The organism is Pseudomonas sp. GW821-FHT09H03 (assembly GCF_059415945.1).
Genome location: NZ_JBWKOF010000008.1, coordinates 61,791 through 74,823 on the forward strand (window position 1 = coordinate 61,791; position 13,033 = coordinate 74,823).

A 13,033-nucleotide genomic window follows, 5' to 3' on the forward strand; every position below is an offset into this window, starting at 1 on the left:
GCATGAGCAAATTCTGGAGCCCGTTCGTCAAGGATCTGGTGCCTTATGTGCCGGGTGAGCAGCCGAAGCTGACCAAACTGGTCAAGCTCAACACCAACGAGAACCCGTACGGTCCGTCGCCAAAAGCCTTGGCGGCGATGCAGACCGAACTCAATGACAACCTGCGCCTGTACCCGGACCCGAACAGCGATCTGCTGAAAAATGCAGTCGCCAAGTATTACGGCGTGCAGAGCAATCAGGTGTTCCTCGGCAACGGTTCGGATGAGGTGCTGGCGCACATTTTCCACGGTCTGTTGCAACACGAGCAGCCGATTCTGTTCCCGGACATCAGCTATAGCTTCTACCCGGTGTATTGCGGGCTGTACGGCATCAAGTTCGATGCAGTGCCGCTGGATGAGGAATTCCAGATCAACCCGGCGGACTACGCCAAGCCGAACGGCGGGATCATTTTCCCTAACCCGAACGCGCCGACCGGTTGCCTGCTGGCACTGGACGCGGTCGAGCAAATCCTCAAGGCCAGCCCGAACTCGGTGGTGGTTGTGGATGAGGCTTATATCGACTTCGGCGGCGAGACAGCGATCAGTCTGGTGGACCGTTATCCGAACCTGCTGGTGACTCAAACCCTGTCCAAGTCCCGTTCGCTGGCGGGCCTGCGGGTTGGCCTGGCGGTTGGGCACCCGGAGCTGATCGAGGCGCTGGAGCGGATCAAGAACAGCTTCAACTCCTATCCGCTGGACCGTCTGGCGAATGTCGGCGCGGCGGCGGCGTTCGAGGATCGCGAGTACTTCGACAAGACTTGCCGTCTGGTCATCGAGAGCCGTGAGTGGGTGATCGCGCAGTTGCAGGCCAAGGGCTTTGAAGTGTTGCCGTCGGCAGCGAACTTCATTTTTGCCCGGCATCCGCAGCATGACGCGGCAGGGCTGGCGGCGAAACTGCGCGAGCAGGGCGTGATCGTGCGCCACTTCAAGCAGGAGCGGATTGCGCAGTTCCTGCGGATCTCCATCGGCACACCTGAGCAGAACCAGGCGCTGATTGACGGTCTTGGCGATCTTTAACCCACGACTAACCCTAATGTGGGAGCGGGCTTGCTCGCGAATACGGTTTTTCATTCAACAGAAATGTTGACTGATCGACCGCTTTCGCGAGCAAGCCCGCTCCCATATTGGTTCTTGTATACGGCTTCAGTCTTCTTCTTTCTCTTTGACCGGAGCCGGCGGCGGACGCAGGCCGATTTCCGCGCTCAGCTTGAGTTCCTTGCCGTTGCGCATCACCTGGATCGACACCTTGTCGGTCGGTTTGATCCGCGCCACCTGATTCATCGAACGGCGACCATCACCCGCCGGCTCGCCGTCGATGGCAAGAATCACATCGCCCAGTTGCAGGCCGGCTTTCTGCGCCGGACCGTCGCGGAAAATTCCCGCAACGACAATTCCCGGACGTCCCGACAAGCCAAAGGACTCGGCCAGTTCCTGGGTCAACGGCTGCACTTCAATGCCCAGCCAGCCGCGAATCACCTGGCCGTGTTCGATGATCGACTTCATCACCTCCATCGCCAGTTTCACCGGGATCGCGAAGCCGATGCCCTGGGAGCCACCGGACTTGGAGAAAATCGCCGTATTGATGCCGGTCAGGTTGCCGCTTGCATCCACCAGCGCACCACCGGAGTTGCCGGGGTTGATCGCCGCATCGGTCTGGATGAAGTCTTCATAGTTGTTCAGGCCCAGCTGATTGCGCCCGGTGGCACTGATAATACCCATGGTCACGGTCTGGCCGACGCCGAACGGGTTGCCAATGGCCAGCGCGACGTCGCCGATGCGGATGTTGTCGGAACGACCGACCGTGATCGATGGCAAACTTTTCAGATCGATCTTCAGCACCGCAAGGTCGGTTTCCGGATCGCTACCGATCACCCGGGCCAGGGTCTCACGCCCGTCCTTGAGCGCCACGACAATCTGGTCGGCACCGCTGGTCACGTGGTTGTTGGTCAGGATGTAGCCTTCCGGGCTCATGATCACGCCGGAACCCAGGCTCGACTCCATGCGCTTTTGCTTGGGCGAGTTGTCGCCGAAAAAGCGCCGGAACTGCGGGTCTTCAAACAGCGGATGAGAGGGTTTGTTAATGACCTTGGTGGTGTAGAGGTTGACCACCGACGGCGCGGCCGTGGTCACCGCGTCGGCGTAAGACACCGGCCCTTGCTGTACGCTGGTGGTTTGCGGGGCTTGTTGCAGATTGACGTCGAGGCTCGGGAGCCCGACCCACTGCGGGTAACGCTGGATGATTAACAGAGCGACAAGCACGCCGGCCAACAGCGGCCAGCCGGAAAAACGCAGCGCCTTGAGCATTAAGCACGTCCTGAGAGAGTTGCAGGCGGAATGAGACCGCTCATAATGTCGCGCATTATACGAGGCCGCGCGTGCCTCTGAACGGGATATTTAGGAGTCTTTTATGGCCGTAGCCCTGAGCACCCTGGTCGAAGAAGCCGACCGTTACCTTGGCAGTTCGAAAATTGCCGATTATTGCCCCAACGGCCTGCAAGTGGAGGGGCGGCCGCAGGTGCTGCGCATCGTCAGCGGCGTCACCGCCAGTCAGGCCCTGCTCGATGCCGCCGTGCAAGCCAACGCCGATCTGGTGCTGGTGCATCATGGCTACTTCTGGAAGGGCGAGAATCCGTGCATCACTGGCATGAAGCAGCGTCGCCTGAAGACCTTGCTCAAGCACGACATCAGCCTGCTCGCTTACCACTTACCCCTGGATCTGCACCCGGACGTCGGCAATAACGTGCAGTTGGCGCGTCAGCTGGATATCACCGTCGAAGGCCCGCTCGATCCGGATAACCTGAAGATCGTCGGCCTGGTCGGTTCGTTGAATGAACCGGCGACCCCCCGGGATTTCGCCCGACGGGTCCAGGAAGTCATGGGCCGCGAGCCACTGTTGATTGAAGGTAGTGCGGTGATCCGTCGGGTTGGCTGGTGCACCGGGGGTGGCCAGGGCTACATCGATCAGGCAGTAATGGCCGGGTGCGACCTGTTCCTCAGTGGCGAGGCGTCCGAGCAAACCTTCCACAGTGCCCGGGAAAACGACATCAGCTTCATCGCCGCCGGCCACCACGCCACCGAGCGTTATGGTGTTCAGGCGCTGGGGGATTACCTGGCACGACGCTTTGCCCTTGAACACATCTTCATCGATTGCCCGAACCCGATCTGACGGTGAACGCGACACTGTAGGAGCGAGCATGCTCGCGATGAACCTGAGAACAACGCCGGGTGTCAGGTTTCCAGCGTTATCGTTGACGACCATCGCGAGCCTGCTCGCTCCTACAGAAGCTCCCGTATCGCCCAAACGAGCAGGCATATTCATATATTTTTTCGATCTAGTTGGCGTCCTGATTAGAAGAGGTCGCTGTGCTAGGATTCCTCGCTCGAACACGGCCCGCTGGCCGTTCATAAGAAAGCTTTCGTGAGTAGCCATGGTCGACAAACTGACGCATCTGAAACAGCTGGAGGCGGAAAGCATCCACATCATCCGCGAGGTGGCCGCCGAGTTCGATAACCCGGTGATGCTGTACTCCATCGGTAAGGACTCCGCCGTGATGCTGCATCTGGCACGCAAGGCGTTCTTCCCGGGCAAGCTGCCGTTTCCGGTGATGCACGTCGACACCCAGTGGAAATTCCAGGAGATGTACAGCTTCCGCGACAAGATGGTCGCGGAACTGGGCCTCGACCTGATCACTCACGTCAATCCTGACGGCGTGGCGCAGGGCATCAACCCGTTCACCCACGGCAGTGCCAAGCACACCGACATCATGAAGACCGAAGGCCTCAAGCAGGCCCTGGACAAACATGGTTTCGACGCCGCCTTCGGTGGTGCGCGCCGCGATGAAGAGAAATCCCGCGCCAAGGAGCGCGTGTACTCGTTCCGCGACAGCAAGCATCGCTGGGACCCGAAGAACCAGCGTCCCGAGTTGTGGAACGTCTACAACGGCAAGGTCAACAAGGGCGAATCCATCCGCGTCTTCCCGTTGTCGAACTGGACCGAGCTGGACATCTGGCAGTACATCTACCTCGAAGGCATCCCGATCGTGCCGCTGTACTTCGCCGCCGAGCGTGAAGTCATCGAGAAGAACGGCACCCTGATCATGATCGACGACGAGCGCATCCTCGAACACCTGAGCGATGAAGACAAAGCCCGTATCGTCAAAAAGAAAGTGCGTTTCCGTACCCTTGGTTGCTACCCGTTGACGGGCGCGGTGGAGTCCGAGGCCGAAAGCCTCACGGACATCATTCAGGAAATGCTCCTGACGCGAACTTCCGAGCGCCAGGGCCGTGTCATCGACCACGATGGCGCCGGCTCCATGGAAGACAAAAAACGTCAGGGTTATTTCTAAGGGGTTGTCATGTCGCACGTATCTGATTTGATCAGCGAGGACATCCTCGCCTACCTGGGCCAGCACGAACGTAAAGAGCTGCTGCGCTTTCTGACCTGCGGTAACGTCGATGACGGCAAGAGCACCCTGATCGGGCGCCTGCTGCACGACTCCAAGATGATTTACGAAGATCACCTGGAAGCCATTACCCGCGACTCGAAAAAAGTCGGCACCACCGGCGAAGACATCGACCTGGCATTGCTGGTCGACGGCCTGCAGGCCGAGCGCGAGCAAGGCATCACCATCGATGTCGCGTACCGCTATTTCTCCACCGCCAAGCGCAAATTCATCATCGCCGACACCCCCGGCCATGAGCAGTACACCCGCAACATGGCCACCGGTGCTTCCACCTGTGACCTGGCGATCATCCTGGTCGACGCCCGTTACGGCGTGCAGACCCAGACCCGTCGCCACAGCTTCATCGCCTCGTTGCTGGGCATCAAGCATATCGTTGTGGCCATCAACAAGATGGACCTCAAGGGCTTCGACCAGGGCGTGTTCGAGTCGATCAAGGCCGACTACCTGGCGTTCGCCGAAGGCCTGAAGCTCAAGCCGACCAGCATGCACTTCGTGCCGATGTCTGCCCTCAAGGGCGACAACGTGGTGAACAAGTCCGAGCGCTCGCCGTGGTACACCGGCCAGTCACTGATGGAAATCCTCGAGACCGTGGAAGTGGCGGGCGATCGCAACTTTACCGACCTGCGTTTCCCGGTGCAGTACGTCAACCGTCCAAACCTGAACTTCCGTGGTTTCGCCGGCACCCTGGCCAGCGGCATCGTCAAGAAAGGCGACGAAGTCGTGGTCCTGCCTTCGGGCAAGAGCAGCCGCGTGAAGTCCATCGTCACCTTCGAAGGCGAACTGGAGCACGCAGGTCCTGGCCAGGCTGTGACGCTGACCATGGAAGACGAGATCGATATCTCCCGTGGCGACCTCTTGGTGCATGCCGACAACGTTCCGCCAGTCACCGACAGCTTCGAAGCGATGCTGGTGTGGATGGCTGAAGAGCCAATGCTGCCGGGCAAGAAGTACGACATCAAGCGCGCCACCAGTTACGTGCCGGGCTCGATTGCCAGCATCGTCAATAAGGTCGACGTGAACACTTTGGAAGAAGGTCCGGCCAGCGCATTGCAGCTGAACGAAATCGGCAAGGTCAGGATCGCGCTCGACGCGCCGATTGCCCTCGACGGTTACGACAGCAACCGCACCACCGGCGCGTTCATCATCATTGACCGGTTGACCAACGGCACCGTTGGCGCTGGCATGATCGTCGCCCAGCCTTTGGCCCACGGCACCAGCACGCACCACGGCAAACTGGCTCACGTCGCTACCGAAGAGCGCGCTCAGCGCTTCGGCCAGCAACCGGCCACCGTATTGTTCAGCGGCCTGTCGGGCGCGGGCAAGAGCACTCTGGCTTATGCCGTCGAGCGCAAGCTCTTCGACCTGGGCCGTGCGGTGTTTGTGCTCGATGGCCAGAACCTGCGTCACGACCTGAACAAAGGTCTGCCGCAGGATCGCGCCGGGCGTACCGAGAACTGGCGTCGTGCGGCCCACGTCGCCCGTCAGTTCAACGAAGCCGGCCTGCTGACCCTGGCAGCGTTCGTTGCGCCGAGTGCTGAAGGTCGTGAACAGGCCAAGGACCTGATCGGCAAAGAGCGTCTGGTGACGGTCTACGTCCAGGCCTCGCCGGCGGTCTGTGCCGAGCGTGACCCGCAAGGCCTGTACGCTGCTGCCGGCGATAACATCCCGGGCGAATCCTTCCCGTACGATGTGCCGCTGGATGCCGATCTGGTGATCGACACCCAGTCTGTTTCGCTGGAAGAGGGCGTGAAGCAGGTGCTGGATCTGTTGCGTAGCCGCGGCGCGATCTAAGCAGGAATAGCACCAAGCTTCCGGTTTCAAGCTGCAAACAAAAACCCGCATACGAGTGATCGTCTGCGGGTTTTTTTGTGCTCGGGATTTACGGTTAACAAAGCGCTCTGCGAGCGGGGTTTCCGCGATGGGCGCCGCAGTCATCATAGTTACTGACTGATCAGTCCCAATATCAGCCGAGGAAGCAGTTGGTCGTCTCCCGTCAATTTCCAGCGTCATTAGCACTTGGGAAATGGACTACAGGGTTATCGGAAATGGGTAAGTTACGTTTCTTTGTGTAGGGGGATATTGTCTTTGACAGAGGCAAGACCCCAGGGGGTATGCGTTTTTTAAAGTTGTTTCTTGCTATTCGAGCGTGGCGTTATAAGTTGGGTTATTTCTAAATTGTGAATAACCACAAAAATACTCAGCGCTATGTCGGTAGTGTTGTTGTTCAGGTTTGTGGGTGCCTCTATGTGTGCAAAAAAAACATCTATTTCAGTTCGGTATATTGCTAGTTTTGGTGAGATTGTTCTTTGTGTGGTATTGCTTTTTTGTTTGTTGTTAGCCTTGTTTTTTATAGGTGGTGGAATAAAAAAAATCCCGCCATTGCCAGAGCAGTTTGTTATGGAGAGGGCTTGTGTTTTTCGGGCCGTTTCGCACGAAAAGAGCTCCTCGTATTTATACCTTAGAGTCGGAGTGGGTGATGAGTCATATAAGTACGTCATTGAGGCTCATAGTGGTGATGTGCGGCATCTGGATTTTAGTAAGTCACGAAAGCTCTGGGTTGCCGTAGATTCGGATCGAAGTAAAAAATTTGTTTGGTCGGTTTATGATGCTGGCGGTGGGTTGCTGATCAGTCGGTCAGACATATTGTACTGGGCGAAATACCAGAACGTTGGTGTCTATTTAGTAATGTTTGGTTGGTCTGTTTCGTCTTTGTGGTTGCTTGTTTTTGTTATTAGGGACGGTGTTTGGAATAGATGTGTTTCTAAAAGGAAGGGATATGAAGATCGAGAAAATTGATGGTGAAATATATGTAGTCGACGACTTTTTAACGGAAAGCGAAGAGGCTGGTATAAATCTTCAGCTTAAGGGGGCTGTCTGGAGATACAACTGGCCGAATTATGAAGAACTCCCGTTCGTTCGACCCTGCTGGCATGTATTCATCGCAGGTAAAGGCCGTCCTGATCGAAAGTCCTGCTTAGAAGAGTTGAGTAATAATGAGTCGTGGTGTTTTCTGATCGGTTTTTGGGAGCGCTTCATAGGATTACATAACTTTGACATGACATTGTTAGGTGTTTACGCGAACGGGCAGACGTTTGGGCAGGACACCATTATTCACCGCGATAACAAAACGCATTCAGGACTGACAGTGATCGTTTTCGGTAACGAATACTGGCCGACGTCTTGGGGAGGGGAGCTCGTTTTTTATGATGATACGAAACAAAATATCATTAAGGCGGTACTTCCGAAATCTCGTCGGGTAGTGATTTTCGATGGGCGGATTCCCCATGCTGCAAGATCACCTTCCGTGAAGTGTGACCAGGTAAGAATGACATTAGCATTTAAAACTGTGATCAAGGAGTAAGGTATGGCCGGGAAAGCTGAGATATTTGTGGGCGTGGTGAACGATGGTGTTACTGTCGGTTCGGGCGCGACTGCGGTGGCAGATCAGTTTTTAGTAAATGGGAATGGTATGGTGGTGTTGAATCAGGCTGCACAGACCGGGGCTGTTATAGCTAGCGTGACGTCTGTCACCAAAATAGCAGGTCCATATGTGCCGATTGTGAGTATGCCTGCCAATATAACTGCAGGAACGATTACATTACTAAAGATAGGGGTAGACATTAGGGATGGCGCGAAATTTGATTTGAATGATGTTGTTAGTCTTGTTGGTAATGTTGCAGGTGTGATCGCGACTATGGCCGTTTTAATGGCTTCTCCGACGGTGGTTGTTGTCAGTTTGAGTGTTTCTGCTGTTGCTGGTGGATACTCAATCTATCAATCGCAAGTCGTTAAAGATATCATAACAAATGCGGCAGCCTTCTTTGAGGGGAATGCGCTGGATAATTATATCGATTATGTTTGGGCTCCCGATATGAAGTTTGTGCATAAAGACGTATTGGGGGTGTCGTACAATAGTCAAATGCTTTCACTCAATTGGTCGCCTGAGACCGGGGAGGTGGTGCCTTCGGCAGTATCTACAATTAGTGAGGATAGTGGGGGTGGGGGTTTTGCTCCGCCAACGAATCCTGTGCTTCCGACTCCTCCTCCTGATATAGTTCCAACAATCACCATCGGTCCCCTTGAATTTGGTAATGGAAATGCTGGTGCAGACGATAACGGTGATGAGTATGGGTGCTGCACTAGTGGAAGTGATGGTTATGTGTAATTGCCCACATACATAGCTAATGTCGTTCTGATTCTTTCTCCGATTTAAAATCTCGTTAACGAATTATTCGTCGGTCAAGTAATAATGGTGAGTTAGGCTGTGCTGATTAGTGCGTCTGCGTGTTTCCCTCGTCAGCCCTTTGATCCGTATTAACCTGGAACGAAGCTAAAATTTTTTTTCAAAAACTCTCGGTTGTGTCGCTTGAGAAGGCGTCAAGCAAGTTCTGGATCTGTTGCGCAAACGTGGCGCGATCTAATTCTTAGCCAGAAATGAATAACCCGCCGACGAGTGATCAACGGCGGGTTTTTTATTTCAGGTCGACCCGGTCAACTGTGGGAGCGGGCTTGCTCGCGAATACGGACGAACATTCAACGTTGATGCCGACTGATGCGCCGCTTTCGCGAGCAAGCCCGCTCCCACATTGGTTCAGCGGCGGTCTGGGTATTCCCGATGCATTTGCCCCAACAACGCATCCTTGTCTTCCCACAACTGGTTGATCCAGCCTTGGAACTGCAGTCGGTATTCCCCATCCTGATCGTAGTTCTTGCCAATGAACTGCGGCGGAATCTTCAGTTCCTCAAAATGCACCACCACATCCGCGACATTCCCGCACAGTAAATCCCAGAAACCGGGACGTCCGGCGGGGTAGTGAATAGTCACGTTGACGATGGATTCCAATTGCTCACCCATGGCATCCAGCACGAATGCAATGCCGCCAGCCTTGGGTTTGAGCAAGTACTTGAACGGTGACTTTTGCTGGGCGTGCTTGCCCTCGGTGAAGCGCGTGCCCTCGACGAAATTGAAAATCCCCACCGGGTTATGGCGAAATTTCGCGCACGTCTTGCGGGTGGTTTCCAGGTCCTTGCCTTTCTTCTCCGGGTGCTTTTCCAGATAAGCCTTGGAGTAGCGCTTCATGAACGGAAAATCGAGCGCCCACCAGGCCAGGCCGATCACAGGGACCCAGATCAGCTCTTGCTTGAGAAAGAACTTCAACGGCTGGATGCGGCGGTTGAGCACGTATTGCAGCACGAGGATGTCGACCCAGCTCTGGTGGTTGCTGGTGATCAGGTAGGAGTGTTGATAGTCGAGACCTTGCAGGCCACTGATGTGCCAACGGGTACGGCGCACCAGATTCATCCAGCCTTTATTGTTGCTGATCCAGGCTTCGTGGGTATGGCTCATCAGCCAGTGTGCGAAACGCCGGGTAAGGGCGAACGGCAAGGCTTTCAACAGCGCCACGCAGAACAGAAAGGTGCAGAGCAATATCGTGTTCAGAGCCAACAGCACAGAGGTGATCACGCCTCGCAGCGGTGCAGGTAGAAAATCCAGCATTTAAATATCCATAGGTCGGTTGGCAGCCTGAATCGCGGTCAGTGCGATGGTATAGACGATGTCGTCGACCTGCGCGCCGCGCGGCAGGTCGTTCACCGGTTTGCGCAGGCCTTGCAGCATCGGCCCGAGGCTGACGCAGTCGGCGCTGCGCTGCACAGCTTTGTGAGTGGTGTTACCGGTGTTGAGGTCGGGGAACACGAATACCGTGGCGCGACCGGCCACCTGGCTGTTCGGCGCCAGTTGCCGGGCCACGGTTTCGTTGGCGGCGGCGTCGTACTGCAACGGGCCATCGATCAGCAGTGAATTTTGCTGTTCGTGGGCGAGCAGGGTGGCCTCGCGCACTTTTTCGACTTCTTCGCCACTGGCCGAATCACCGCTGGAGTAGCTGATCATAGCCACCCGTGGCGTGATGCCGAACGCAGCGGCCGAGTCGGCGCTTTGCAGGGCAATCTCGGCCAGTTCACTCGCGCTCGGGTGCGGGTTCATGACGCAGTCGCCATAGACCAGCACTTCTTCGGGAAACAGCATGAAGAACACCGACGACACCAAGGTGCAGCCGGGCGCGGTCTTGATCAGCTGCAGGGCTGGGCGGATGGTGTTGGCGGTGGAGTGAATGACACCCGATACCAGGCCGTCGACCTCATCCAGCGCCAGCATCATGGTGCCGATCACCACGGTGTCTTCCAGTTGCTGCTCGGCCATTGGCGCGTTGAGGCTCTTGCTTTTGCGCAGGGCGACCATGGGTTCGACGTAGCGCTCGCGGATCAAATCCGGATCGAGGATTTCCAGCCCCGGCGGCAGCTCGATGCCCTGGGCGCGAGCGACCGCCTGCACGTCTTCGGGTTTGGCCAGCAACACGCAGCGAGCGATGCCGCGCGCCTGGCAGATCGCCGCGGCCTGCACGGTCAGCGGCTCGCTGCCTTCGGGCAGGACGATGCGCTTGTTGGCGCCTTGGGCGCGCTGGATCAATTGATAGCGGAATACCGCCGGCGACAGGCGCATCTCCCGAGGTGTGCCGCAGCGCTGGTGCAGCCAGTTGGCGTCCAGATGGCTGGCGACGAAATCGGTGATGATCTCCGCGCGCTCGCGGTCATCGATGGGGATCTCCTTGTTCAGGCCGTTCAACTGGTTGGCGGTGTCGTAGGAGCCGGTGCTCACCGACAACACCGGCAGGCCAGCCTGCAAGGCGCCTCGGCACAGGTCCATGATGCGCGGGTCGGGCAGGGTGTCGCTGGTCAGCAACAGGCCGGCCAGAGGCACGCCATTCATCGCCGCGAGGCTGACGGCGAGGATGATGTCGTCGCGATCGCCGGGGGTTACCACCAGCACGCCGGGCTTGAGCAGCTCCACAGTGTTGCGCATGGTGCGCGCGCAAATGATGATTTTGGTCATGCGTCGGGTTTCGTAGTCGCCGGCGTTGAGCACTTGCGCGCCCATCAGGTCGGCTACGTCGCGGGTGCGCGGTGCGTTCAATTCCGGCTGGAACGGAATGCAGCCCAGCAGGCGGAAATCGCCACTGCGCAACAGTGGCGAATGTTCCTTCAGCCGTGCGGCGAACGCCTCCATGCTCTCGTCGGTCTTGACCTTGTTGAGAATCACGCCAAGGACTTTCGGGTCCTTCGGGCCACCGAACAATTGCGCCTGCAATTCCACGCGGCCGGACAGTTCGGTCAGCACTTCGTTTTCCGGTGCCGAGACCAGAATCACCTCGGCGTCGAGGCTCTTGGCCAGATGCAGGTTGACCCGTGCGGCGTAGCTGGCGCTGCGGGTCGGCACCATGCCTTCGACGATCAGCACGTCCTTGCCGATGGCGGCCTGCTGATAGAGCGTGATGATCTCTTCGAGCAATTCGTCCAGTTGACCATCGCCCAGCATGCGCTCGACATGGGCCAGACCCAAAGGCTGTGGTGGTTTGAGCCCGTGGGTGCGGGCCACCAGCTCGGTGGAGCGCTCGGGCCCGGTGTCGCCGGGATGGGGCTGGGCAATCGGCTTGAAGAAGCCGACTTTCAGGCCGGCTCGCTCAAGGGTGCGCACCAGCCCGAGGCTGATGGAGGTCAGACCCACGCCAAAATCGGTGGGGGCGATAAAAAAAGTTTGCATGCGGATTCTCTGGAGGTGCATGGCAATGGTGACGGCCTATGACTGGCCCTCTACCGAAATTCAGTGGTCAAGATTATCGCTAACCGAGCCTTGTGCGCACCAACCGCAAGCAAAGGGTTGGCCTATTTTTTCCTGGCGTTGCGCAGGGTCCATGACCCAGGCCCGGGATTGCCACGGCGGCTGATGCCGCAGGTGCTGGGTATGGCCGCAGGAAAGCTCGGCCACCCAGTGCCCGTCCTCGTCCTGATGGAAGCCTTTGATCGTCGAATCCCGTCTGTCCGGGTTGTGTTCGCTTTCGGGCGATGGCTTCGCTAAACTTGGTCTTTCAAATTTCTTATGCAAAAGGTCTCGCCCCATGCTGATCGCCGCCAATAAGGCTGTCTCCATCGACTATACCCTGACCAACGACGCTGGTGAGGTCATCGACAGCTCCGCCGGCGGCGCGCCGCTGGTTTACCTGCAAGGTGCAGGCAATATCATCCCGGGCCTGGAAAAGGCACTGGAAGGCAAGGCCGTTGGCGACGAACTGACTGTAGCCGTTGAACCTGAAGACGCTTACGGCGAATACGCTGCCGAACTGGTCAGCACCCTGAGCCGCAGCATGTTCGAAGGCGTCGATGAACTGGAAGTGGGCATGCAGTTCCACGCTTCCGCTCCGGACGGCCAGATGCAGATCGTGACCATTCGCGACCTCGATGGCGACGACGTTACCGTTGACGGCAACCACCCGTTGGCTGGTCAGCGCCTGAATTTCCAGGTCAAGATCATCAACATCCGCGATGCCAGCCAGGAAGAAATCGCTCATGGTCACGTCCATGGCGAAGGTGGCCATCACCACTGATTTCTGCGCTAAGCTCAGATAACTGGAGAGGCGCCCCGAGGGCGCCTTTTTAGTCTGCGGTCGTCCCGGCGACACCGCCAAGTGGCTGTTTCGA

The 13,033-nt window shown here is 57.2% G+C and carries 12 protein-coding genes; 8 read left to right on the forward strand and 4 right to left on the reverse strand.

Annotated elements, in window-relative coordinates; genetic code table 11:
* The first annotated feature begins 2 nt into the window (after nucleotides 1–2).
* Entirely contained in the window at nucleotides 3–1,055 is a 1,053-nt protein-coding gene (gene hisC / locus AC07OG_RS13140; protein ID WP_495067210.1) for a histidinol-phosphate transaminase, read from the forward strand.
* A gap of 126 nt (nucleotides 1,056–1,181) precedes the next feature.
* Here the strand turns inward: hisC and algW are convergent, their stop codons facing one another.
* The gene (gene algW, locus AC07OG_RS13145; RefSeq protein ID WP_495067211.1) at nucleotides 1,182–2,342 is read right to left on the reverse strand and encodes a Do family serine endopeptidase AlgW; all 1,161 of its coding nucleotides are present in this window, start codon (nucleotides 2,340–2,342) and stop codon (nucleotides 1,182–1,184) included.
* Nucleotides 2,343–2,445: 103 nt separating this feature from the next.
* Here algW and AC07OG_RS13150 point away from each other — a divergent pair, with 103 nt between their 5' ends.
* The 6 genes from AC07OG_RS13150 to AC07OG_RS13175 all read left to right on the forward strand — a co-directional run bounded on the left by AC07OG_RS13150 (nucleotide 2,446) and on the right by AC07OG_RS13175 (nucleotide 8,666).
* Nucleotides 2,446–3,204 (forward strand): Nif3-like dinuclear metal center hexameric protein, encoded by a 759-nt coding sequence (locus AC07OG_RS13150; RefSeq protein ID WP_495067212.1) that lies wholly within the window; start codon nucleotides 2,446–2,448, stop codon nucleotides 3,202–3,204.
* 262 nt (nucleotides 3,205–3,466) lie between these two features.
* On the forward strand, nucleotides 3,467–4,384 hold the full coding sequence (gene cysD / locus AC07OG_RS13155) for a sulfate adenylyltransferase subunit CysD (RefSeq protein WP_060542996.1): 918 nt from the start codon (nucleotides 3,467–3,469) through the stop codon (nucleotides 4,382–4,384).
* A 9-nt stretch (nucleotides 4,385–4,393) separates the two neighbouring features.
* On the forward strand, nucleotides 4,394–6,292 hold the full coding sequence (gene cysN, locus AC07OG_RS13160; protein WP_060542997.1) for a sulfate adenylyltransferase subunit CysN: 1,899 nt from the start codon (nucleotides 4,394–4,396) through the stop codon (nucleotides 6,290–6,292).
* Nucleotides 6,293–6,745: 453 nt separating this feature from the next.
* Nucleotides 6,746–7,297, forward strand: a complete 552-nt coding sequence (locus AC07OG_RS13165; protein WP_495067213.1) for a hypothetical protein — start codon at nucleotides 6,746–6,748, stop codon at nucleotides 7,295–7,297.
* Nucleotides 7,278–7,862 carry a 2OG-Fe(II) oxygenase gene (locus tag AC07OG_RS13170; protein WP_495067214.1) on the forward strand — a complete coding sequence of 195 codons (585 nt, stop codon included), beginning with the start codon at nucleotides 7,278–7,280 and terminating at the stop codon, nucleotides 7,860–7,862. The genes AC07OG_RS13165 and AC07OG_RS13170 overlap by 20 nt, the downstream gene beginning before the upstream one ends.
* Before the next feature lie 3 nt (nucleotides 7,863–7,865).
* A complete protein-coding gene (locus tag AC07OG_RS13175) occupies nucleotides 7,866–8,666 on the forward strand; it encodes a hypothetical protein (protein ID WP_495067215.1) in 801 nt (266 codons plus the stop codon).
* A gap of 426 nt (nucleotides 8,667–9,092) precedes the next feature.
* On the opposite strand, the gene yihG is transcribed toward AC07OG_RS13175, so the two are convergent.
* Genes yihG through AC07OG_RS13190 form a run of 3 tightly spaced genes read right to left on the reverse strand, consistent with a single transcriptional unit; the run spans nucleotide 9,093 to nucleotide 12,485 of the window.
* Nucleotides 9,093–9,998, reverse strand: coding sequence for a 1-acylglycerol-3-phosphate O-acyltransferase, YihG family (gene yihG / locus AC07OG_RS13180; RefSeq protein ID WP_495067216.1), 906 nt, complete (start codon nucleotides 9,996–9,998; stop codon nucleotides 9,093–9,095).
* Nucleotides 9,999–12,098 (reverse strand): phosphate acetyltransferase, encoded by a 2,100-nt coding sequence (gene pta, locus AC07OG_RS13185; RefSeq protein ID WP_060542999.1) that lies wholly within the window; start codon nucleotides 12,096–12,098, stop codon nucleotides 9,999–10,001. It abuts the gene before it with no gap.
* Nucleotides 12,099–12,158: 60 nt separating this feature from the next.
* Nucleotides 12,159–12,485 (reverse strand): DUF3565 domain-containing protein, encoded by a 327-nt coding sequence (locus AC07OG_RS13190; protein WP_495067217.1) that lies wholly within the window; start codon nucleotides 12,483–12,485, stop codon nucleotides 12,159–12,161.
* Between AC07OG_RS13190 and AC07OG_RS13195 the strand changes: the two genes are divergently transcribed.
* A complete protein-coding gene (locus AC07OG_RS13195; RefSeq protein ID WP_008054392.1) occupies nucleotides 12,454–12,939 on the forward strand; it encodes an FKBP-type peptidyl-prolyl cis-trans isomerase in 486 nt (161 codons plus the stop codon). The two genes, AC07OG_RS13190 and AC07OG_RS13195, sit on opposite strands and share 32 nt — an antisense overlap.
* The last annotated feature ends 94 nt before the right edge of the window (nucleotides 12,940–13,033 follow it).